Below are 22,539 nucleotides of genomic sequence, written 5' to 3'. Positions count from 1 at the left end.
AGACTGCAAATGAACACGCCCAATCTGGGATATCGCGTCGGCACTGGCGCCCGGGCCGGAGCCGTCTTTGACGAAGGCCTGCGCCAGCACATGCTGCGCGTCTACAACTATATGGGCCTTGGCCTCGTGGTCACCGGTCTTGTCGCCTTCCTGGTGTCGTCGACGCCGGCGCTCTACGTGCCGATCTTCTCCAGCCCGCTGAAATATGTGGTGATGCTGGCGCCTCTCGCTTTCGTGTTGCTGTTTTCGTTCAAGATGCAGACCATGTCGGCGGCCAGCGCCCAGGCGATGTTCTGGGCCTTTTGCGCGGTGATGGGCCTGTCGCTCGCCTCCGTGTTCCTGGTGTTCACCGGAACCAGCATCGCGCGCACCTTCTTCATCGCCGCCACCATGTTCGGTGCCACCAGCCTCTACGGCTATACGACCAGGCGCGATCTGACGCAGTTCTCGTCCTTCCTGATCATGGGCCTGATCGGCGTAGTGATCGCCAGCATCGTCAACATCTTCCTCGGCTCGACCGCGCTGCAGTTCGCCATTTCGGTGATAGGCATCGCCGTCTTCATCGGCCTGACCGCCTGGGACACGCAGACGATCAAGGAACAGTATGCCGAGAATTTCGACGCGGAATCGCGCCAGAAGCTGGCTGTCTTCGGTGCTTTCTCCCTCTACCTGAACTTCATCAACATCTTCCAGCTGCTGCTGAACTTCACAGGCGAGCGCGAGTAGCGACTGTCCGCCTCAAGCGGGGGCGGGATGCCGCCCTCGATGCGGAAATGTGGCCGGGGGCGATCCTCCGGCCACAGTTCGTTCCGGCAACGCCCATCTATGTCTTGAGTCCCCAAGAGCTTTTGCTAGTCTGCCGCCAACTTCAACACCGGCCCGCGAGGACATGTGGCACAGGACAGCCAAACGCTTCATGGCGACGGCATTTCGGCTGTTGTGGTCGGGCAGGGCGCCGAACTGGTTTCGCTGCAAGGTCCGCGGGGTTTTGAGTTTCTGTGGCAGGCCGGGCCAGAGTGGCGGCGCCATTCGCCGGTGTTGTTCCCGATCGTCGGCCGGCTGAAGGGCGACCAACTGCGCCATCGCGGCCAGACCTATCCGATGACGCAGCACGGCTTCGCCCGCGACAAGCCGTTCACCTGGGAGGAGAGGGGACCCCGCTCCTGCACCCTGGTCCTCACCGACGACGCCGACACCCGTGCGCACTACCCCTTCGCCTTTCGCCTTGCCGTGACCTATACGCTCGAACGCCAGCAGCTTGGCGTCACCTTGCAAGTCACTAACACCGGGGACGAGATGTTGCCGGCCTCGATCGGTGCACATCCTGCATTCAACTGGCCGTTGCTGCCAGAGTTGCCCAAGGGGGCCTATAGGCTGACCTTTGCCGAGAACGAGCCGGCGCCGGTTCGTCGCCTGAAGGACGGCCTTCTGCTCTCGGAACCCAGGCCGACGCCCATCGATGGCAGAACGCTTGCGCTGTCCGAACGGCTGTTCGACGACGACGCCGTCATCATGGATCGGCCCGCCAGCACCAGCGTGCGCTACGCCGCCGACCGTGGTCCGGCGATCGAAATGTCATGGCAGGGAGCCGAGGAGCTGGGCGTCTGGTCCAAGCCCGGCGGCGCGCCCTTTCTGTGCATCGAACCCTGGCAGGGCATTGCAAGCCCGGCCGATTTCGACGGCGAATTCAGCGACAAACCTGGCGTGATGCTGATCGAACCGGGGGCGAAGCGTTCGCTGAGCTACCGGATCGGCCTGGATCTGGGGCGGCGGTGACCGACCGAGCCGGAGAACCAACGCCGTGGAGTACCCAATGAAACTCGGCTTCATCGGCACAGGCGCGCTGACTTCAGCCATTGTCACCGGGCTCAAATCCCTCGAGGGCGATCCGGTGGCGGTCGTGCTGTCGCCGCGCAACGAAGAGATCGCGGCGAACCTCGCTTCCCGCTATGCGAATGTACATATTGCCGCCGACAATCAGGCGGTGCTCGACGAATGCGACACCGTCATGCTGGCGGTCCGGCCGCAAGATGCCCACCAGGTGCTGCCTGAATTGAAATTTCGGCGCGACCATCACCTCATCAGCCTGATCGCCACGCTGTCGCGCGAGGAAATAGTCGGCCTGACCGCACCCGCGCGCCGCGTGACGAAAGCGCTGCCCATGCCGATGATCGCCCGGCGGCTGGGGGCGACGATCATCTATCCGCCCGATCCGGACGCGACCGCGTTGTTCGCCGGATTGGGAAAGGTGATCGAGGTCGAGAGTTCCAGCGAGTTCGACGCGTTGAGCGTCGTGACGGCGACCTACGCCACCTACTTCAGGTACCTCGATACGATCCATCGCTGGCTGAAAGCGCATGATGTGCCGGACGGCAAGGGGCGTGACTATATCGCCGCGCTCTTCACGGCGCTCGGGCACGCTCCGGAGACGGCGCCAGATGCGGACTTCACGCATCTGGCGCAGGATTATGCGACCCGGGGCGGCATCAACGAGCAGGTCCTGAACGAACTCACGGCCCGCAACGTCTTCGATGCGCTGGCTGAAAGCCTGGACGGCGTGCATCGGCGCATTTCAGCGGCTGGCGCAACGTAGCCGGGTTCAAACCAGCCGGACGCGAAGACTTCGCCAAACCCACCGGATCATACGGGAGCAGGGGGACTGGGCGGAGTTTCCTCCGGAGAAAAAGAACGTGCCCGGCGTTAAGCCGGGCAGTTCACAATCCGATCAGCCGCCCTTCTAGCCGCCGAACTTGTAGCTCAACCTGGCCATCACCGCGTCCACCCTGGCCTTGGTCTTGTAGGTTTCCGGGTTGCTCCCAAGCGAGCCGTCGTCGAACACATTGGGTCCTGTGCTCGTCTTGGAGCCGAGATCGACATGCGTATAGTCGACACCAAGGCTAAGCCTGTCGGTAAGGGCATAGTCGATGCCAAGGCCCAACGCGTAGCCATTGTGCCACTCATTCTGCTCATAGGTGACCAGGGCATCATTGTCGCGTGCCTTGAAGCCGACCTTGCCGCCGGCATAGCCGCCCTTCGCATAGATCAGGACGCGGTCGAACGCATAGCCGATCTTGCCGACCACCGTCGCATAGTGCTGGATCTTGCCCGTCTCGGTGTCGGTGTCGGGGAAGTATGGACTGACGATCTCCTTGCGGATTCCGGTGGCAGTCCAGGTCGCTTCGCCGCCCAGGACGAATTGCTGCCACTGATACTGGGCACCGACATGCACGCCGCCCGCTATGTTCGCATCACGGAAATCGAAACCTTCCGTTCCGGCCGGAACCAGGTCGGTGAAAAACCCGCCGTTCGGCTGCGTGACGTCCGTCGCGCTGATGTTGCCATTGGCGACGCCGATATGCGCGCCGGCATAAAAACCGCTCCAGTCATAGGCAGAGCCCGTGACCGGCGCGGTCATGTCCGCTGCCGATGCGGTGGTGGCGCCGAGCCCGCCCAGCGCGATGATTGCAAGAAGTCTTTTCACTGAATCTCTCCCGTCCCATTCGTCAGCGAGGACAAATATACACGAATACAATAAACGAGCTGTGATTATTAGGTCGCACTGTCTAAAAATCAGCAACTCGGGTGATTGTGCCGATCACATTGACGAGAAGACGCGCTGCGGTCATGGCCGACAGGCCGTCAATGTCGGCGGGCGGATAGAGCTCGACAAGGTCGAAACCCGCGATTCTGGCCCGCTTGCCGAGGCCTGCGATCAGGTCGATCGCCTGCGTGTAGGTAAGGCCGCCTGGGGTACGCGCCGCCACCCCCGGCATGATGCCGGGATCGAGGCCGTCGCAGTCGAAGGTGACGACGACCCGTGCGCCTTCCGGAATATGCCGGAGTGCCGCTTCCACGCCTTGAGCATGAACCTCGCGCGCGGTCACGAAACGGCTGCCATAGCGCTGCGCCGCTTCGATTTCAGCAAGGCGTGCGCTGCCGACGCTGCGCAGGCCAACCTGCACCATGCCGGCGATATGCGGCATCTCGCTCGCCCTTCGCATCGGGCTCGAATAGCCGTGGCGTTCGCCATGCACCTCGTCGCGCCAGTCGATATGGGCGTCGATCTGCAGGATCCAGATCGGCCCATGATCGGCAAAGCCGGCAAGGAACGGAATGACGACGGAATCGTCACCGCCGAGCAGGATCGGCACGGCCGGCAAGGCCAGGACCTCACGCGTCCTGGCTTCGATGCGGAGCCTGTTTTCGGCATTGTCGTGCAGGATGGTCGAGATGTCGCCGACGTCGACGCAGCAAACCGGCTTGCCATCGAACAACGGGCCGCCGAGATCGAAATCCCAATGCCCGACAAGCGGGGCGTCGGCCTGGCTGGCTGCGCGGATGGCATCGGCCGCCGATGCATGGCCGCTGCTGTCCTTGCCGGGATAGGTGCTGCCGTGGCCGGCGCCGAAGATCACCGCGCGGGGCGTGCGGCCATCGGCGAGGCGGCCGGGAAGGCCGAGAAAGGAGGGCGAGGTGGTCATTCTTGAAGGTCCTGAGTTCCAGCGCGACCGCAGGCTAATTGCTTCGTCGCTTCGATGCCATCACCGAAAATCGCCGGCGGACTAGCGCGCATGGGTCATGGCGGGTGCGTTCGATTCTCATGACCCGAACGCAGTCACATCGACATGCCGGGGAGGGCGGTGTGCGATCCCAAGCGGAAAAAGACGATGGCGGGGCAAACGCCATCGCCAGAGGCGCAAGAGCTGCGCTCAATCGGCAGGCCCCGCGAACAAGATGAGATTGCCGTCGGGATCAAGGACAATGAAATTCCTCGCGCCCCAGGGTTCTTTCTTCAGTCCTTGATGGAAGCCCACACCGGCGGCTTGGTACTCCAAAAAAAGTTGTTTGATCTCCGCTGCGGCGTCGACGGTAATCGACGCCGACAGAAGGTGCTCGCGCTGGCGTATATTTCCGACAAAGACCGGCTCGCAAACAAGCCTCATGCAAAGTCGAGCATGGTCACGCTTGACCATGCCGTAGAACGGCGGGTCACCATAAACAAAGTCGACCGTGAACCCGAGTTTCGACGTAAAGAAATCGCACGACGCCTTGAGGTCGGTGACATAAAGCTGAGCTTCGGTTCCGCTGAGGACCGGTGGTGTCATCGCGTGCTTGAGTTGAGTGTTCATGGCCTGGGCTCCTGCTTTGAGCGCCTGCCATCCCTCGAAACCCAATTGGCGAGCTACAAGCTCCTGCGCATCGCTGAGCCTGAACGATGCTTCCAGCACCTGATTGTCATCAAGGTGGCGAAACCGCGGCAAAGCGGCTCTGATCTCGGCTGCGACTGGATGATATCGATCACGATGCCAGCGCAGATATTGCTTTGCCTGCTTCTTCAGGTTTTCGAGGTTTGGCATGGGCGCGACTACGGTTTGCACATCGTAGGTGGGCATTGCCCCTTCGGCCTCGGCCGGTGCGCCCTACGGCAACTACGTGACAGTGCCAGTGTCGACGGCGGATTGTCAACGGCGGCTATCGGTCATGTCAACCCCGCTAGGATGCGACGCCGCCGGCGAGTTAGAAATGCGACAGTGACGCGGCTGTTGGCACCGACTGCGGCACTCGGGCGTCAGAGGGCGTTCCATTGCAGACCTTGTTGCAAAGGCCGCATTCTGCAAATCTGGCGGCACATAGTTGCGGGCGGGCCCGCGAGAGCAGGGTTCTCGTCCTCGATTGCGAAGACCATGCATCGCCGGTTTGCGCCGGATCAATTGATCCGCCTTCCGACTCGATTCTCCTTGCTCGACACGCAGCAGAGTTCCGCCTTGAGCATACCCGGCCTGACGTTCATGCGGTCCTCGATTGGCAACGAACGACCAAGCCGACAATCAAAGCAACAGCCGTGCCGGCACTATCGGTCCAGTTGGAGGGGTATTTGCGTTGGATCAAAGCTCACCCTGTCCACTGCAATTACAAAAAATGGTGGAAACGGTGGCCGATCGGCCGTTGCCGCAGGCATCGAAGGTGAATCTGATGAAATTGATCGCATCCCTGTCCTTGGCGACCTATCCGGACGGGAATTCTCCGAGTATCGCGTCGAGTGCGGTCGCGCTCGTCAAGCCGATCGACGCAGCGCTTCATGCCGCCGTCATCAATGTCGACATTCCCGACGTTTCGAACGCGCTCTCAAAATATTTGCTGGATCTTCCCTACAAGATACAGGAGGTCGAAGCGAGCAGCCGCAAGCGTGGCAAGGATTTGTTGGAGGCGATTGCACAAGAAGCGATGCGGGCGGGCGTGACCCTCACCACGCAGGAACTGGCCGCGCCGCCAGCCTTTATGGGAGATACCGCGGCCGAGCAGTGCCGATACTTCGACATCTGCCTGGTCGGATGGGCGTCAGACAACGAAACGGCACGAATGACAGCCGAGGCGGTCGTGTTCGGGTCGGGTCGACCGACGCTGATTTTTCCGGATTCCGCGGAGGTTGGGGTGCTGGACCATGTGGTCATCGCCTGGGATGGCAGCCGGGTGGCGGCACGGGCCGTTGCCGATGCGCGACCGTTCCTGGAGCGTGCTTCGACGGTCACGGTCGTGACCGTCACGGACGAAAAGCCGCTTCCCGGGCACGGTATCGGTGAACGCCTTGCCCTGGGTTTAAGGACGCGCGGTGTGGTGGCCGGGGCCACCTCCATCCAGGCAGGGGATCGTTCGATTGGAATTGCCCTCCAGGAGCATGCCCTCGGGCTCGGCGGCAAGCTGCTGGTCATGGGTGGCTACGGCCACTCTCGCGTCAGGGACTTCGTGCTTGGCGGAGCCACCGAAGACATTCTCACGGATTTGCGCCTGCCTGTCCTGCTCTCGCACTAAGGTGGTGGCGCAATGAAAGGCGAATCGGATCCTGTCCTGCGCTTCCACGGCGCGGCTCATGGCGTCACCGGCTCATGCTATGAGATCGAAACGGAGCACTGGCGGGTGCTCATCGACTGCGGCCTGTTCCAGGGGTCGAAATCCGAGCGGGAATTGAACTATGGTGCGTTGCCGTTTCCACCGGACGCGATTGACGCTGTCATCCTGACTCATGCTCATATCGACCACAGCGGCCTTTTGCCGAAACTGGTCAAGCAAGGTTTTTCCGGTCCAATCCATACGACCCGCGCCACTATCGACCTTTGCTCGGTCATGTTGCCGGATGCGGCGCATATCCAGGAGATGGAGGTGGAGCACCTGAACCGGCGCAACGCACAGCGCGGCCGGCCGCAGGTTGAACCGATCTATAGCCTGCACGATGCGGCCGCATGCATGACTTTGTTTCGCGCCCTGGAATACGGCGCATGGACCACCGTCGCCGATGGCCTTCGCGCCCGCTTCTGGAACGCGGGCCACCTGCTTGGTTCGGCATCGGTGGAGCTCGAGATCGACCAGCGCGATGGGCCGCTGCGCATCATGTTCTCGGGCGACATCGGCCCAGGCCACAAGCTGCTTCAGACCGATCCCGAGGGGCCGGCAGGCGTCGACTATCTGATCTGCGAATCGACCTATGGCGACCGCGATCGCCCGGACGTTTCGCCAGAAGAGCGGCGATCCCTGCTCGGCGATATCGTTCGTGGCGCAGCCGAGGCCGGCGGGCCCCTCATCGTTCCGTCCTTCGCTGTCGAAAGGACGCAAGAACTGCTGGTCGATCTGTATTTGCTCATGCAAGCGGGGCAGGTGCCGTCAGCGCCGGTCTTCGTCGACTCGCCGCTGGCAACACGCGCCAGCGCGATTTTCGAGCGGCATGCCAATGAGATCGAACAGGGTGATGTACTGCGCCAGGCGCTCAACTCGAAGGAACTGCGCTTCACCGAGACGGTAGAGCAGAGCAAGGCGATCAATCGCCTGAGCGGCTTCTTCGTGGTGATCGCCGCCAGCGGCATGTGCGATGCGGGGCGCATCCGCCATCATCTCAAGGCCAATCTCTGGCGCCGGAACGCCACGGTCATGATGGCCGGATATCAGGCCCAGGGGTCGCTGGGCAGAATCCTGCTGGATGGGGCGCGGCGTGTTCGCATCCAGGGCGAGGAAGTCGAGGTCAAGGCACATATCAGCCTGTTCGAGCTCTATTCCGGCCACGCTGATGCGAGCGAGCTGGTCGCCTGGCTCAGGGCCCGAACGCCTGTGAAGCAGCGGGTGTTCCTGACACATGGAGAGGACCCTGGTCTGGGCGGCCTGCGTGGAAGGCTTGCAGGACTTATACCCGACGACAAGATCATCATCCCAAGGCTGGATGATGCCTTCCAACTAACCCCCAGCGGCAGTTTGGTGATCGAGCTCAACGAACCACGCCGTCTGAGATCGGAGAAGATTGCCCGCCTCGACTGGCACAACGACCTTTCAAGGCTTCTCCTGGACGTAAACGAAGCGGTGAGTGCCGCCGCCGACGAAAGGGGTCGCGCAGCGGTCATCAGGCGCATGCGCAGGGCGCTGGAAGACACGGACGCGTAGGGTCGCAAAGCGATGAACGGAAAGTACGCGAACGCGTTGGTCTCCATTCGCTGCGGATCGACGACCACAGCCCATGCCGCGCTCCGGCGACAGGGCGCCAACAGGATGGGAGCCAGACATGACCGAGCACACGACGATACCAGCTTCCGGCGGACTTCTGTCGGATCGCGAGCTGCATGATATCGATGCATATTGGCGCGCCGCCAACTATCTGACGATCGGCCAGATCTACCTGCTCGACAACCCGTTGCTGCGCGAAACGTTGCGGCTGGAGCATGTCAAGCCGCGTCTCCTCGGCCACTGGGGAACGTCGCCAGGCCTGAGCTTCATCTATGCGCACCTCAATCGCGTCATCCGCCTGAGGGACGCAAATGTCATCTATGTCTGCGGGCCCGGTCATGGCGGCCCGGCAATGGTTGCGAATACCTATCTGGAAGGCACTTACAGCGAGCTCAATCCGGACATTGCGATGGACGAGCAGGGGCTGCGCAAGCTGTTCCGGCAGTTCTCGTTTCCCGGCGGCATACCGAGCCATGCAGCACCGGATGTGCCCGGCTCGATCCATGAGGGTGGCGAGCTGGGCTATTCGCTTTCGCACGCCTATGGCGCGGCCTTCGACAATCCGGATCTCGTGGTCGCTTGTGTCGTCGGTGACGGCGAGGCTGAAACGGGACCACTGGCAGCCGCATGGCATTCCAACAAATTCCTCAATCCAGCGCGTGACGGGGCGGTTCTGCCGATCCTGCATCTGAATGGCTACAAGATCGCCAATCCAACCATTCTGGCCCGCATTCCCGAAGACGAATTGCGCGCGCTGTTTGCCGGCTACGGCTATGAGCCGCTGTTCGTGGAGGGCCACGAACCGGCCTTGATGCATGAGCGGATGGCGAGCGTGCTCGACGATGCATTCGATCGCATCAAGGTTATCCAGCATGCCGCACGCAACGGACTAGCCCCGACCGCGCCAAGACCAAAATGGCCAATGATCGTACTGCGGACCCCCAAGGGGTGGACCGGACCGAAAGAGGTCGATGGTCTGAAGACCGAGGGCTTCTGGCGCTCGCACCAGGTTCCCTTGTCAGGCCTTGCCGAAAATCCCGCCCATCTCAAGCTGCTCGAGGAATGGCTGAAAAGCTATCGGCCGGAGGAACTGTTCGACGCCGCCGGTGCTCCTGTCGCGGCAATCCGCGCCACGGCACCGCGGGCGATGAGACGTATGAGTGCCAACCCGCATGCCAATGGCGGCCTGCTACGCAAGTCTCTCGATCTGCCGGCCTTGCATGACCACGCCGTTTCACTGGAGCGTCCCGGTGCGGTCAAGGCCGAGTCGACGCGGGTCATGGGCAGCTTCCTGCGTGACGTCATGCGGTTGAACGAGGCCAGGAAGAACTTCCGCATTGTCGGCCCGGACGAGACTGCCTCGAACCGTCTTCAGGATGTGTTCGAAGTCACCGAGCGCGGCTGGATGGAAAAGATCCTGCCCGAAGACGTTCATCTTGGGCGCGAGGGCAGGGTTCTCGAAATCCTCTCCGAGCATACCTGCCAGGGCTGGCTGGAAGGCTACCTGCTGACTGGGCGCCATGGCTTGTTTTCCTGCTACGAGGCGTTCATCCACATCGTCGATTCCATGTTCAACCAGCATGCGAAATGGCTGGATGCCTGCCGCGACATCCCTTGGCGGCGGCCGATCGCATCGCTGAATTATCTATTGTCGAGCCATGTCTGGCATCAGGAACACAACGGCTTCAGCCATCAGGATCCCGGCTTCATCGACGTCGCTCTCAACAAGAAGGCCGATATCGTGCGGGTCTACCTGCCACCGGATGCCAACACCTTGCTGTGCGTGACCGACCATGTGCTGCAGACCTGGAATCGCATCAACGTGATCGTCGCCGGCAAGCCGCCGTCTTGGCAGTGGCTGTCGATGGACAAGGCAATCGTCCACTGTAGGGCAGGGATCGGCATCTGGGACTGGGCATCAACAGACGATGGCGCCGAGCCCGACGTGGTGATGGCTTGCGCTGGCGATGTGCCAACCCTCGAGACTCTGGCCGCCGTTCAGATCCTCAGGCGACAGGTTCCCGATCTCAGGATCAGGGTGGTCAATATCGTCGACCTGATGACGCTTCAGCCGAAGGAATTTCATCCGCACGGCCTTTCGGATCGCGAGTTCGATGCGCTGTTCACCACGGACAAGCCAGTCATCTTCGCCTATCACGGCTATCCCTGGACCATCCATCGCCTGACCTATCGGCGCACCAACCACGACAACATCCATGTGCGCGGCTACAACGAGGAGGGGACGACGACGACGCCTTTCGACATGACCGTGATGAACGGCCTCGACCGCTTCCACATTGTCCAGAGCGTCCTGGACTGGGTTCCGCAATTGGGGCGCGTGCGCGTCGGCCTGAAGCAGAAGATGGAAAGCAAGCTGCTTGAGCATCGAGCCTATATTCGCGCCCATGGGCAGGATATGCCGGAGATTCTCGACTGGAAGTGGGGGCAGGATCCTGATGCGGCGCCGAAGCGTCCAGACTGAGTTGATGCCCGTCCGCAAGCAGCTAGGGACGGAGACATGTCGGATGGCCTCATGAGCGATGCGGTCCTTGTCTTGAACGGCGGTTCTTCGAGCCTGAAGTTCGCCGTCTTCGAGAGGCGCGAGGAACTCCCCGTGCTGCTGCGCGGCAATGTCTCCTCCCTCGGCCATCGACCACGGCTGCGCGTCGAGGCCGCGGCCGGCAGGCCGAAGATCGATAGGAGCCTGGACGAAGCACCGATCGATATGGACAAGGCGTTCGCCGTCGTTGCCTCTGTGCTCGCCGAAAACGATCTCCTGCGCCGCATCGACAGGGTAGGGCACAGGATCGTTCACGGTGGGCGTGACTTCACCGAAGCAACGCGGCTCGACGAACGCACGCTCAAAGCCCTGCGCCTGCTCGAGCCGATGGCGCCGATCCATCAGCGGATCAATATCGAGATTGTCGCGCTGGCCACTGAACTCCTGCCGAAGGCCCTCCAGATAGGGTGCTTCGACACGGCGTTTCATTCGACCCGGCCGGAGCTTGCCAAAATCTACGGGCTGCCGCGCGCCATGACCGAGGCGGGCATCGTTTCCTATGGTTTCCACGGTCTGTCCTACAGCCATATCGCTTCGAAGCTGCGTGACCGCTATGGCGCCAGCGCCGGAGGTCGCACCATCGTCGCCCATCTCGGCAGCGGCGCCAGCCTGTGCGCCATGGACGCGGGGCAGAGTATCGCCACGACGATGGGATTTTCGACCCTGGACGGTCTGGTGATGAGCACGCGTTGCGGCGCGCTCGACCCGGGGATCATCCTCCATTTGCTGCAGGACCGGCGGCTGTCTGGGGACGAACTGGTCACGCTTCTCTATGAGCAGTCCGGCCTGCTCGGCGTGTCCGGAGTATCTGGTGATATGCGGACTCTAATCGGCTCAGACGACCGTGCTGCCGCTCAGGCTGTCGATCTTTTCGTTTACCGGATCGGGCGCGAGATAGGATCGCTGACCGCAGCCATGGGAGGACTGGACACGCTGGTGTTCACGGCCGGCATTGGCGAAAACGCGCCGTTGGTCCGGGAAAGGATCGGCGCCGCCGCGGCCTGGCTTGGAGTCGGCCTCGACGAGGAGCGAAATCGAAGAGGCGAGGAAGTTGTCAGCAATCGCAATTCCAGCGTCGATGTCCTTGTCATTCCAGCGGATGAAGAACGTGCTGTCGCGGCGGAGATGTCGATCTTGCGATCTCTGGGGAACCAGGATGGACCGGGCCTCTAACAGGCTGCGCGCGCCCCTAGTTCCCGCCGAACCAGGACGAGCGTCGCATCGTCGGGGTCAGTCGTGACGGTGAAACCCATGTCGCGCTCGACCTCTATCGCGGCACGGTTTTCACGGCTCTCGATCGACTCGATCGCTTCGAGGCCAAGTTTTTCGGCATATTTCGAGATATGGGCGAGCAGTTCCCAGCCAACGCCCAGATGCTTGCGATCCGCGCGAATGCAGATCGCGACCTCGCCGGTTCGGTCGGCGCGATCGCTTGCCAGCGTCGCAACGGCGATCAACATCCCGTCGGTCGAGAAGGCCACGAAATTATGGATATGCGCGTCGTCTGAACGCGTCATCGCCACCAGCCGTTCATGCGAGACCTCCTTCACCGCGCCGAGAAAGCGGAAGCGCAGGTCTTCAGGGGTCACATGCGTGAAGAACTCGGCCAGCGTCGGCTCGTCTTCAGGGCGCGCGCGACGCACTTCGAAGCGAAATCCGGTGTGGGTGGTAAGTGTGTCGCTCATGACAATGGGGTCCCTGATCTGAGGCTGACGTCACGCTGTCTGCTTGAGGGCTCATTCGCCCATGGTCTGCAACACGTCCTGCTTGAGGATTTCGACGCTGCGCAGGTTGAGCAGGCGGATCACGCCCTTGTCCTTGAGCCGGGTGAAAACCCGCGACACGGTCTCGATGGTGAGGCCGAGATAGTCGCCGATGTCCATGCGCGACATCGGAAGTTCCACCTGCCGCAGGCCTTGGCGCTCCACCATGTCGACCAGGAAGGCGGCCACGCGTTCGATGGCGTTCTGGCGACCCAGGACGAGGAGGTGTTCCTGGGCTCTGGTCAACCCCTTGAGCGCCAGGGGCAGCAACTGATGCGACATGTCCGCCCCGGCATTGAGGCGGAAAACGCGAACACCGGTGGCATTGATCGCTTCGGCGAAGAAGTGGTGCGTCGCGCCGGCTTCGAAACCGAATGTCTCTCCGGCAAGATGGAAGGCGCTGATCTGCCGGCGGCCATCGGCAAGCAGGCGGTAGATGCGCACGGCGCCGAATTCGACTTGATAGAAGGCACCAGCCTTCTCGCCCTGGGCATAGATTTCCGATCCGGCTGGAAAGAAGCTGATCGGCTGGACCGGTCCGGAGCCGAGTGTCGCTGGCAGGGCGGGCTGAGCCAGATGCGGCGACAATGAAATCCTGGAGGAGGTGTAGGCTTGCATGGCTGTCTTCCCGGTTGATCCGTGGCACAGCAATCGCGCAAATCGACGGGCGCCGAAATTCGGTTATGTCCCTAGGGGAAACTACCTAGGCAGGCCCCGGGCGGCAGCGGAGACGTCGACATTGGCCGGTGCATGCCGGCCTCGAACGTACGCAATCCATTGGGCCGCACGTCATCTCGGCGAGCCGCCGTGCCTGGGTCTAATGCTGCAGTGTCGCGATGTAACCCGCCAGGTTGTGGATGCGTTCCGTGGTCACCACCTCGCCGCCGCTAGGGCCGTAGGTTTTGGCATCGTCTTCAAGGAATTCGCGACCCCAGACAGGCATCTCGCGGTTGCCATGGCTTGATACGGCATAGCGACCGTCGATTGTTGCAAAGACCCTAGAATAGGGAAACGTCCCGCCATTGCGTTGGGAAAGATGCGTCAGGTCGGCCGGCCGCTTGACCAGCAGGTTGCGCAACGGACCGTCACCCTTGCCGTCGATGCCGTGACAAACGGCGCAGGAGTTCAGATATTCTGCCTGGCCGTAACTCATCTCCTGCGATCTGGACGCTTCGCAGGCCAGGGTCGCCAGGGTTGCTGCGATCAGAAGTCTCATGTGCGCATCCGCCGATTGATCGGCTGAGCCTACCGCGTCAATCCGCAGACATGTTGATCCGGATCAATTGCGCGTCCGCATGGTCTTGATTCAGCGCAATGAGCGCGCCGAACGGTCCGGCTATCGTCGTCACGGAATTTGGCCCAGATCAGGAGCAACTGCCATGGCTTTCAAGACGATCCTTACGGTTACGGGGCCGCATATGGGCGACGACGATCTCAACCTCACTGCCGACCTTTGCGACGAAATTGGTGCTCATCTTGCCGTTCTTGCTGTTGCCATCGCCGCGCCGCCGCCAGTCGGAGAGTATGCGGCAATCGTTTCGGAGGACTGGCTGAAGGAGCGGCAGGCCGATGAGAGGCTCTTGAAGAAGCGAGTGACTGCCGTGTCGGCTTTTCTCGCCGGCAGAGCGCTTTCGGCCGATGTCTCCAGCGAATATCCGGAGGTTGGCGGGGCAGACGAGAGAATCGGTCGCCGTGCACGCTACGCCGACATTATGGTGATCGGGCCGGAGTTGCTCGCCGGCGAGACGCTGAAAGACAAGGTGATCGAGGGCGCCTTGTTTTCGTCCGGGAAGCCGCTGCTGATCGTTCCATCGGGGAGACGCCCGACACTGAAGCCGAAAGGGGTGCTGGTTGCGTGGGATGCTCGCCTCGAGTCATCGCGCGCCGTCCGTGAATCACTCGAAATGTTAGTCGGAGCCGACCAGGTGCGCCTCGTCATGGTCGACCCCGTTGAGGACGAATACCACCACGGTCAGGAACCTGGTGCCGATGCCGCCGCCTATCTCGCGCGGCACGGCGTGAAGGTTACGGTCGACCGACTGCCGAGTTCAAACCATTCGGTCGCTGACGTTCTTCGACAGCACGCTGTCGATATCGCAGCCGATCTGATGGTGATGGGCGCCTATGGTCATTCGCGATTGCGCGAACGCATCTTCGGTGGCGTAACCAAATCGATGCTTGAAGATCAATCGCTGCCTGTCCTGATGGCGCGATGAAGTCTGACCGGGACATCGCGGCGGCATTCTTGGATGGTTTGCTGGCAATGAACCCGCGTCGGCCTTTTTCCTGCTCGCCTCAACACCGGGCGAGTGCTCGATCGAACCCGAAAAAACATGAGCCTGCAGGCTCGAAGTCGGAGGCGTTTCCGGCCCGGGGCTCCAGAGCCCCAGGTTCCGCCAGTCGACGTGCTTGGTCAAGATTAAGCAAGCATGCGGCGATGGGCAAGGGATTGATCCGGCCCCAGAGCAGTTCCTTCGCATTCGCGCTGTTCGTCGAGCGTCGGGGCGACACCAAGGGAGCTCGCATCCATTCGACCTTTCTGTCAGACATCGACTTCAGTCGCGTCGCTTCACCAGGCCACCGTCGACAAGGGTGTCGGACGGATGGACGACGACGCTCGAGCCGGGCTTCAGGCCTGTCAGCACTTCCGCAGTATCGTCATTCATATGACCGATACCAATTTCGGTCTGCTTGGCGCGGTCGCCATCGACAACGAAGACGTTCCACCTGTCGCCGTTCCTGAACAGCGCCCCGATCGGCACCTGGACGCAACGGGCGCACTCCCAGACGGTCATTTCGACAAATACCCGATAGCCGTGGCCGAGTCGGGCATCCGTGTCTTCCAAGTCTAGGACGACAGTAACCCTCTGCTCCTCGATCCCGAGTGCGGAAACCTTGGTGAATGCGGCTGGATCGACGCGTTTCACTTCAGCGCGCAGTGCATGATCCCCGCCCCAGTCAGTGATCTCAGCCTTTGTCCCGCGGGTGATGCGCACCGCGTCAGCCGACAGCAGGTCGGTAGCGATCTCCAGATCGTGGACATTGCCTACTTCGGCGATCTTGGCGCCGGCCGTGACGGCTTGTTCGCTCCTCGCCATGACGGAAAGCACGGTCCCGTCGATGGGAGCCAGAAGATTGACGCAGCAGCTTTCACCGGTCGGATCCGCCGGATCTGGCTGCAGCAGGCGGGCCTCGGCGTTCGCAAGTTCCGCATTTCTGAGTCCTATGACCGCTTTCGCCGCATCGACTGCGGTTTTCCGCAGATCGACTTCGTTTGTGAGCCTCTGCAAGGCGCTCTCCGAGACAAATCCGGATCCGAACAATTTGATTGTCCGAGCCAGTTCGTCCTCCGCCAGCCTCAATGCCGATTGCGCACGCTGCAAGTCGATCTCGGCAACACCGACACCAGCGCGCGCCGCGTCGCGGCTGGCAATCAGTTCGGCCTCCGCGCGCCGGTCGATAAGGGGTGGGTCGAGCGGATGGATGGCGGCAACAACGGTATTGTTCGCTTTCACCAAGTCGCCTTCGTTCACCACCGTGCGCGTCAGATGACCGGCAATCGGCGCCGATACCGTGTAGACGTCGCGCACGCGCGTCATACCGTCCTCACGGACCGTGACTCGCATCGGCGCTGCGATCACCTCGGCCAAATCCACCAACGCCGGCTGCGCCCGCAGAGCCCAGCCGAAGCCTGCGACGACCGCAATGGCAAGGAGCGCAAGTCCGACGCGTTTGACCCAGGTCGACTTCATCGGACTAATCCCTTGTCTTGAGGACACGCACGAGGTCAAGGCTGTCGATACGACGCCGAACGATCAGCGCCGAAAGCGTGGCCACAGCGAGCACGATCAGGCTGGCAAGCGCGAAAGTGGACCGATTCACCACGAACGGAATGCGGAAGAGGTCGCTTTCGAAGCCCCTGACGACCGACCACGAGAAGAGATAGCCGAGAATCCAGCCAAGCGGCTGCGCCAAAGCGACGATGCTGGCCAGTTCGATGAGCAGGACGCTCGAAACTTCGCTCCTGGTGAAGCCGAGCACGCGCAAGCCTGCGAGTTCGCGGGCGCGCTCGGAAAGCTGGATACGGGCGGAGTTGTAGACGACGCCGAAGGCAATGATGACGGCAAGCGCCGTGTAGACGCTGGTCATGATCGTGATGTTCTCACCGATTGTCTCGCGGAAGCGCTGGCGCGATATGCCTTGCAGCGCGATTGAAGCGATAACGGGCGTCTGTTTGACGGCTGTGTAGAGGTCACCAAGGCGTGCCGGATCGATCGCTACCCTGACCCCGGAAATGCGTGGTCCGCCGCCGACCAGCTCGTCGAGCGCCTCGGCACGCATGTAGACGGCGAGCCCGACATAGCTCTGGACGATGCTGGTCACGGGAACGCGGACCATTTGGTGCGCCTTTTCGAGCAGTTCGACCTCGGCCAGATCACCGATACGCAGATGGAGCAGCGAGGCCACCCTTTCGGACAGCATGAGGCCGGTTGGCGGCGGGTCAATTGGATCGAGATTGAGATCGAGAACCCGCGCCAGATCCGCCTGTCGGGGAACACTCGAGATCACCAGCCGGCGCTCACGATAGCCATGGCGCAGGATCACGGCCGTTGCCCGGAACGGCTCCGCGCGCAGTACGCCCGGCATGGCTGCGACAGACTGCAGGGCGCGCGGCGATTGGTCGACACCGAACGAGAAGGTCGCATCCTGTCGCTCGGCGCGGAAGAAAACCGTGTCGACCATGAACGCTATTGAATCGAAGGAGAATAGCGCCGTGACCAGGAGAGCGACGGCAAGAGAGGTCCCCAATGTCGTCAGCAACGAGCGCACGGGCCAGCGCACCAGATGCCTGAATGCCATGATGGTCAATTGCGAGAAAGCCGACAGGAGATTGCCGTCGCTCGTGAGGAAGGCCCGGTATCGGGCCGGGGCGGGCGGTTGCATGGCGACTGCCGGCGGAAGCGCCACGACGCTCCAGATCGCCCGCGCCGCGCCCAACAGCGCTGCCAGTGCGCTTGTGGCGGCGGCGATGGCATAGAGATCGACGCTTTGCTGGAAGATGAGGAAAGGAAAGGAGAAGAACCGCGCATAGAGCGTGGTGAGGCCGTGGCCAAGCCAGTTGCCGGCGCCGGCGCCGATGGCGATGCCGATCAACGCGATCACCAGCGTCAGCTTGGCATAATGCCAGCCTATTGCCGCCGATCCGTAGCCAACGGCCTTCATCAGCCCGATCTGTTCGCGCTCGAGCACGATCAAGCGCGACAGGATCATGTTGACCAGGAAGGCCGACACAAACAGGAACACCGGTGGAATGACGGTGGCCATGGCGCGAAGCTGGACCAGCTCATTGTCGAGGAAGGCGTGGGATATCTGGTCGGCACGCCCATGCGTGCCGGTTCCTCCGAATGGCTTCAGGACAAGGTCGACCGCGTCCTCGATCGCCTGGATGTCAGCACTGCGCTGGGTGCGTATGGCAACATCGTTGAATGCGCCGTCCATGTCGAAGATGCCGGCAAGCACGGCTCGCGGCATGAAGAAGACGCCGAAGCGCCGCGGGTCCGGCACCATGTCGCCAGGGCCGAGCGCGTAGATGTATTCGGGCGTGAGTACGATGCCGGTGACGGTGAGCGTCCGCTTGCGGCCGTTCAGAATGGCGTCGAACGTGCTGCCGGGTGCCATGCGATGTGCGGCAGCGAAGCGCTCAGTCACCGCTACCTCGCCGGGGCGTCCGGATTCAGGCAGCCGGCCGATGCGTAGGTAAAGCCTGTTGGCAGCGGGCACGCCGCGGTCGGGGATGGAGACGGCGATTGCGGTTGCCGGTTCGGCCATGCCAGGCATGTCCAACAAGACCGGCTTGACAATGCGCAGTTCGAGGCCGCTGACCCCCGCGATCGATGCCATGCGTTCGCGAAGGTGAAGGGGCGCGCGCGTCAGCCCCGAGAAGACGGTGGCAAACCGGTAGCGGTCGTAGAATGCCGTCCGGGTTTGCTCCAGCGAGCGATAGCCTCCGACTGCGATAACAATGGTCGCAACGCCGCAGGCCATGACAAGCGCGATGGCGAGGACCTGCGCCCACATCCGCAGGATATCGCGCAGAAGCTTGCGATCGAGGATCGACACGGCGCTACCAGCTTACTTCGGCGGGCCGCGCCCGCTGGTCGTTGACGGCAGCATCGGCGATGCGCCCGTCCTTGAAAGTGAAGACGCGATGCGCGATCTGCCGGATGCCGGCATTGTGCGTGATGATCGCCATGGTCGTCTTCATCTCCTCATTGATCCGCGACAGCGCTTCGAGGACCAGAATGCCTGTCTCCGAATCAAGCGCGCCGGTCGGCTCGTCGCACAGCATGACTTCCGGGCGTTTGGCGATTGCACGGGCAATCGCCACCCTTTGCTGCTCGCCGCCGGACAGTTGGGCGGGGAAATGCGCCATGCGATCCTTGAGGCCGACCATCTCCAGCGCTTCATCGGGCTTCATCGGATTGGACGAGATCTCGGTGACCAGTGCGACGTTCTCCCAAGCGGTGAGGCTGGGGATCAAATTGTAGAACTGGAACACAAAACCGATATGGTCACGCCGGAAGCGGGTGAACTGTCTCTCGGAGAACGTGGTCAGATCCTGGCCGCGAAAGCGGACCTCCCCTGCGGTCGCACGGTCAAGCCCGCCCATAATGTTGAGCAGTGTCGACTTGCCACTGCCTGACGGCCCAAGGAGAACTGCTATCTCCCCCTCATAGAGGTCGAGATCGACACCGCGAAGGGCGAACACCTCGACCTCGCCTGAGCGGTAGACCTTGGTCATCCCATGGGCAGAAAAAATCGGAGACTGCATGCTCTGCGGGCCTTGTGTATCCCGCCGACAGTCGCGGCATTTGCGACTGGAAACCTTGATGTTCGTCAAACCTGCCGACGGGCCTGCCGGATGGAAAACAGAATTTGGAGCAACTCAAGCAGGCCGGGAGGTTGGTCGTCCGCGGGAGGAGGTCTGCGCTTCAGCGCGCTGCCGCGGCCGACCCCAGTTCCGTGCGCACGATGTCGCCATGCTCCGCGGGTTCCCAACCGAGCACTTTGCGAACGCGAGCGGCGTAGTCGTCACGGCCGCGCCCTTGTTCGGTAGGATATTTTTCCTATATGCGGATCACCCATGTTCTCCCCTGACATGGGAAGCGACGGGTTATCCTCCCTGATCCGCCGCGTTGCTGAGCCCGCTGCCACCTCCCTCCGGCAGCGGGCTTCCTTTTGTCGATGCATCTGATTGAGTGCGGTGGGACTCGACGGCGAGGCCATCCATGCAGTGCATGAAATTGCTGATTACGGATTCCCCTGGAGCGGACGCAATCTTGTAGGTTCGCATTTCGGCGTTTGAACCTGGGCGGGCAAAATGCACTTCATAGACCCCGGCAATCACTGCCCTGATGAAAGCCGCGGCGACAAGAGGGTTTTGAGTCGTCGCCATGACGGTACCGTCGTCATAGTATTCGTAGTCCAAATGGCCGAGCGAACTGAATGTGCGCGAGCTGAACGCAGCGTCTGAAATCCCCACTATTTGATATGTGCCTGATGTGGTGAGGTCGGCTGCGCCCATCAGAAAGCCGGCTAGAAGCGTTCCGTCGAATTTGTTGTAGCCGGCAATCGTTATGAACTTGACGGCTTCCCGCGATGGCGGGTTGCTGACGTCGAGGACGATCTCGCATACCCGTGCTTCTTCGCTTTCGTCGGCCCAATTGCTGTATGCCACCCCCGTCGGAAAGATCGTCGAGCCGGAGCCCTGGCTGGCGCCGAGCAGAGTTAGCGCAGTCAAAAGGCGAAGTACGACGAACATGCGTTCAGTTTCTCCGCGATTTCCGGCTCAATCGTTGCCGCGATCAGGACGCAATGGAAGCTATCTGGACATCATTCCAGGACCAATGCCCGAGCGCCCCATCCCCATGCCCATCATCGGCAGAACGATCTCGTCGGCGGCCCGTCTCTGCTCCGCGCTCAACTTTGCGTATAGTTTCTCGACCGCTGCTCTCACGGTCTTCACCTGTTCCAGACGCGCTTCGAGATGTTTCTGTTGGTAGGCCAGTCGCTCGGGCAGGGGTTTCTTCACGAACTCGCCGTCCTGGAATTCCTTGAGCATGTCCTGCATCAACGCGTTGTGAGACTCGGCCGTGCTACGGATGACACCGGCAAGTTCGTCCCAGGAGGGCATCTGCTCCTCGGTGATCTTCAGTTCCGTCTTGAGGAAGGCGAGGCGTCCGTCGACCCGATCGAGCATCTGGTCTGAATCATAGCCACCCATGGGGCCGCCCATGCCCCATTGACCCATCATCATGCGGCCCATGCCCCAGCGAGGCCACCAACTGGAATCGTTATCTTCAGCCCCGGCCACAACCGGCATCGCGACAAGGCTCAGCATCAGGCCGGCGGCAACAGTACTGCGCAAGTTGAACATCGGTCGTCTCCTTCACAGCGGATTCCAAGTTTCAAAGAAATCACATGCACTGCTGAAGGCCTTGACCTGCATCAATGGGCGCCGGCACCCCCTTCGATGCGGCATGGCCGCGGGTGGCGGATTGCTGAGGGAGCATTCGAAGAGAGCGGTCTGACGAAGCATGCCTTGGGGACGGACGCATCGGCGGAATTAGACGCGGGCGATTTGGCTGTGATATGTGAGTGCACAGACGAAGAGGGAAGCCGCTGCGGCTGCTTAGGTGACGAGTGGATAAGCGGATCGCGCGCCTGAATATCGAGCATTTTCGCCAGCGCTTGGCAGAGGAGCAAGATCAACTAAAGCGGAAGGCGTTGCTTGACCTGCTGGAGAAAGAAGAAGAAAAGCTCCGAAAGGCCGAGGAGGCCGACAAGGGAACAAACGGGGACAGCAACAAGTAGAAAAACGCGGCAATGCCGCTAGACATCTGTCTTGTCAGGTTCCCATGTTTTCCAATGCGTAGGTGAGATGTCCACCCGTTCCTTCGTGGCCGACTTGGTCCAGCCTGTCAGTATGCGCCTGCAGGGAAAAACGAGGGCGTGAGCACCGTCGCCATCCATGACGGCCAATTCCAAATCCCGATCAAAAGGGGCGGTCGATATTGGTTGCCACATGGATTCATTTTTGGAAGGAACGGCCAAAGCGTCCTTGACGCAGGTCAAATCCAAAGACCGGGCATCTTGCTTGCCTGGCACGTGAATGCCTTCCGCACGGCGATCAGCGGTGGAGTTTCTCGCAGTTGGGCTGCCACGTTCCACAGGCTCTGCCATTTCATCATCTCGCTACTGCGCACGCCCGACATGTTGAGTGTGCCTACTGCTCTGGGTTGAGACGCAGGGCAAGACGCTCTTCGATGATGAAGCTGATTTCACCAAGATCGAAACGGCGATCCGCCTCTGCTAATGACATCAATGGCGCAATATCTGATATTGTGAAACTCGGTTTGGTCCTTACGGGATTTCACCTAGCCTGCCGCGGCCCACCTGCAATGGCCGCAAATGGCTTTGGGCGGCACGGACTTGGGTGTACCATGCCTTTGCTTGGCAATCGAGGTATGTCATGGACCGGTTCATTGCTCGCGCCAACATCACCCACTTCCAGGATTTGCTCGCGCGCGAGACAAATCCCGAACAAAGGCGTGTTATCGAAGGCTTGCTGGCGTTGGAGCAGAAGAAGCTTGAAATGGCCGAAAGCCAAGCTCGCGATCAGTCCCGCGTGCCCGGCGAACCAGGAAATGTCGTCAAACGATCGCGTTGATA

General features: G+C 61.5%; 21 protein-coding genes. 10 read left to right on the top strand and 11 right to left on the bottom strand.

Features of this window, described 5'->3' with window-relative positions; all coding sequences use genetic code 11:
- The first annotated feature begins 9 nt into the window (after window positions 1-9).
- From QQK95_RS04725 to QQK95_RS04715, 3 genes are all read left to right on the top strand, one after another.
- The gene (locus tag QQK95_RS04725; RefSeq protein WP_284269496.1) at window positions 10-726 is read left to right on the top strand and encodes a Bax inhibitor-1/YccA family protein; all 717 of its coding nucleotides are present in this window, start codon (window positions 10-12) and stop codon (window positions 724-726) included.
- Window positions 727-891: 165 nt separating this feature from the next.
- Window positions 892-1,776 carry an aldose 1-epimerase family protein gene (locus QQK95_RS04720; RefSeq protein ID WP_284269494.1) on the top strand — a complete coding sequence of 295 codons (885 nt, stop codon included), beginning with the start codon at window positions 892-894 and terminating at the stop codon, window positions 1,774-1,776.
- Window positions 1,777-1,813: 37 nt separating this feature from the next.
- Window positions 1,814-2,593, top strand: coding sequence for a pyrroline-5-carboxylate reductase (locus QQK95_RS04715; RefSeq protein WP_284269492.1), 780 nt, complete (start codon window positions 1,814-1,816; stop codon window positions 2,591-2,593).
- 144 nt (window positions 2,594-2,737) lie between these two features.
- Here the strand turns inward: QQK95_RS04715 and QQK95_RS04710 are convergent, their stop codons facing one another.
- From QQK95_RS04710 to QQK95_RS04700, 3 genes are all read right to left on the bottom strand, one after another.
- On the bottom strand, window positions 2,738-3,481 hold the full coding sequence (locus tag QQK95_RS04710; protein WP_284269489.1) for an outer membrane protein: 744 nt from the start codon (window positions 3,479-3,481) through the stop codon (window positions 2,738-2,740).
- Window positions 3,482-3,563: 82 nt separating this feature from the next.
- Window positions 3,564-4,481, bottom strand: coding sequence for an agmatinase (locus QQK95_RS04705; protein WP_284269488.1), 918 nt, complete (start codon window positions 4,479-4,481; stop codon window positions 3,564-3,566).
- A 228-nt stretch (window positions 4,482-4,709) separates the two neighbouring features.
- Window positions 4,710-5,357 (bottom strand): VOC family protein, encoded by a 648-nt coding sequence (locus QQK95_RS04700; protein ID WP_284269544.1) that lies wholly within the window; start codon window positions 5,355-5,357, stop codon window positions 4,710-4,712.
- A gap of 445 nt (window positions 5,358-5,802) precedes the next feature.
- Here QQK95_RS04700 and QQK95_RS04695 point away from each other — a divergent pair, with 445 nt between their 5' ends.
- The 4 genes from QQK95_RS04695 (at window position 5,803) to QQK95_RS04680 (ending at window position 12,217) form a co-directional block, all read left to right on the top strand.
- The gene (locus QQK95_RS04695; RefSeq protein ID WP_284269486.1) at window positions 5,803-6,810 is read left to right on the top strand and encodes a universal stress protein; all 1,008 of its coding nucleotides are present in this window, start codon (window positions 5,803-5,805) and stop codon (window positions 6,808-6,810) included.
- 12 nt (window positions 6,811-6,822) lie between these two features.
- Window positions 6,823-8,424 carry an MBL fold metallo-hydrolase gene (locus QQK95_RS04690; RefSeq protein WP_284269484.1) on the top strand — a complete coding sequence of 534 codons (1,602 nt, stop codon included), beginning with the start codon at window positions 6,823-6,825 and terminating at the stop codon, window positions 8,422-8,424.
- Window positions 8,425-8,542: 118 nt separating this feature from the next.
- Window positions 8,543-10,966, top strand: a complete 2,424-nt coding sequence (locus tag QQK95_RS04685; protein ID WP_284269481.1) for a phosphoketolase family protein — start codon at window positions 8,543-8,545, stop codon at window positions 10,964-10,966.
- Window positions 10,967-11,017: 51 nt separating this feature from the next.
- Window positions 11,018-12,217, top strand: coding sequence for an acetate/propionate family kinase (locus QQK95_RS04680; protein ID WP_284269479.1), 1,200 nt, complete (start codon window positions 11,018-11,020; stop codon window positions 12,215-12,217).
- On the opposite strand, the gene QQK95_RS04675 is transcribed toward QQK95_RS04680, so the two are convergent.
- From QQK95_RS04675 to QQK95_RS04665, 3 genes are all read right to left on the bottom strand, one after another.
- Window positions 12,214-12,729 carry a GNAT family N-acetyltransferase gene (locus QQK95_RS04675; protein WP_284269477.1) on the bottom strand — a complete coding sequence of 172 codons (516 nt, stop codon included), beginning with the start codon at window positions 12,727-12,729 and terminating at the stop codon, window positions 12,214-12,216. The two genes, QQK95_RS04680 and QQK95_RS04675, sit on opposite strands and share 4 nt — an antisense overlap.
- Before the next feature lie 51 nt (window positions 12,730-12,780).
- A complete protein-coding gene (locus tag QQK95_RS04670; RefSeq protein WP_284269476.1) occupies window positions 12,781-13,425 on the bottom strand; it encodes a helix-turn-helix domain-containing protein in 645 nt (214 codons plus the stop codon).
- A gap of 199 nt (window positions 13,426-13,624) precedes the next feature.
- Complete coding sequence (locus QQK95_RS04665; RefSeq protein ID WP_284269475.1) at window positions 13,625-14,023, bottom strand: c-type cytochrome; 399 nt, start codon at window positions 14,021-14,023, stop codon at window positions 13,625-13,627.
- A 163-nt stretch (window positions 14,024-14,186) separates the two neighbouring features.
- Between QQK95_RS04665 and QQK95_RS04660 the strand changes: the two genes are divergently transcribed.
- Window positions 14,187-15,023 (top strand): universal stress protein, encoded by an 837-nt coding sequence (locus tag QQK95_RS04660; RefSeq protein ID WP_284269474.1) that lies wholly within the window; start codon window positions 14,187-14,189, stop codon window positions 15,021-15,023.
- Between the two features lie 339 nt (window positions 15,024-15,362).
- On the opposite strand, the gene QQK95_RS04655 is transcribed toward QQK95_RS04660, so the two are convergent.
- The 5 genes from QQK95_RS04655 to QQK95_RS04635 form a co-directional block, all read right to left on the bottom strand.
- Window positions 15,363-16,559, bottom strand: coding sequence for an efflux RND transporter periplasmic adaptor subunit (locus QQK95_RS04655; RefSeq protein ID WP_284269472.1), 1,197 nt, complete (start codon window positions 16,557-16,559; stop codon window positions 15,363-15,365).
- Window positions 16,560-16,563: 4 nt separating this feature from the next.
- Window positions 16,564-18,927: an ABC transporter permease gene (locus QQK95_RS04650; RefSeq protein ID WP_284269470.1), complete on the bottom strand. Its 2,364-nt coding sequence runs from the start codon at window positions 18,925-18,927 to the stop codon at window positions 16,564-16,566.
- 4 nt (window positions 18,928-18,931) lie between these two features.
- The gene (locus tag QQK95_RS04645; protein ID WP_284269468.1) at window positions 18,932-19,639 is read right to left on the bottom strand and encodes an ABC transporter ATP-binding protein; all 708 of its coding nucleotides are present in this window, start codon (window positions 19,637-19,639) and stop codon (window positions 18,932-18,934) included.
- 342 nt (window positions 19,640-19,981) lie between these two features.
- Window positions 19,982-20,629: a hypothetical protein gene (locus QQK95_RS04640; RefSeq protein WP_284269466.1), complete on the bottom strand. Its 648-nt coding sequence runs from the start codon at window positions 20,627-20,629 to the stop codon at window positions 19,982-19,984.
- A gap of 60 nt (window positions 20,630-20,689) precedes the next feature.
- Complete coding sequence (locus QQK95_RS04635) at window positions 20,690-21,244, bottom strand: Spy/CpxP family protein refolding chaperone (RefSeq protein WP_284269464.1); 555 nt, start codon at window positions 21,242-21,244, stop codon at window positions 20,690-20,692.
- Between the two features lie 266 nt (window positions 21,245-21,510).
- Here QQK95_RS04635 and QQK95_RS04630 point away from each other — a divergent pair, with 266 nt between their 5' ends.
- Complete coding sequence (locus QQK95_RS04630; protein WP_284269462.1) at window positions 21,511-21,681, top strand: hypothetical protein; 171 nt, start codon at window positions 21,511-21,513, stop codon at window positions 21,679-21,681.
- Between the two features lie 658 nt (window positions 21,682-22,339).
- The gene (locus tag QQK95_RS04625) at window positions 22,340-22,537 is read left to right on the top strand and encodes a hypothetical protein (RefSeq protein ID WP_284269461.1); all 198 of its coding nucleotides are present in this window, start codon (window positions 22,340-22,342) and stop codon (window positions 22,535-22,537) included.
- Window positions 22,538-22,539 lie beyond the last annotated feature (2 nt).

The sequence above is a fragment of the Mesorhizobium huakuii genome (assembly GCF_030160235.1).
Classification (GTDB): Bacteria; Pseudomonadota; Alphaproteobacteria; order Rhizobiales; family Rhizobiaceae; genus Mesorhizobium; species Mesorhizobium huakuii.
Note: the sequence above shows the minus strand (reverse complement) of the source record. Positions and strands in the feature narration are given on the sequence as shown.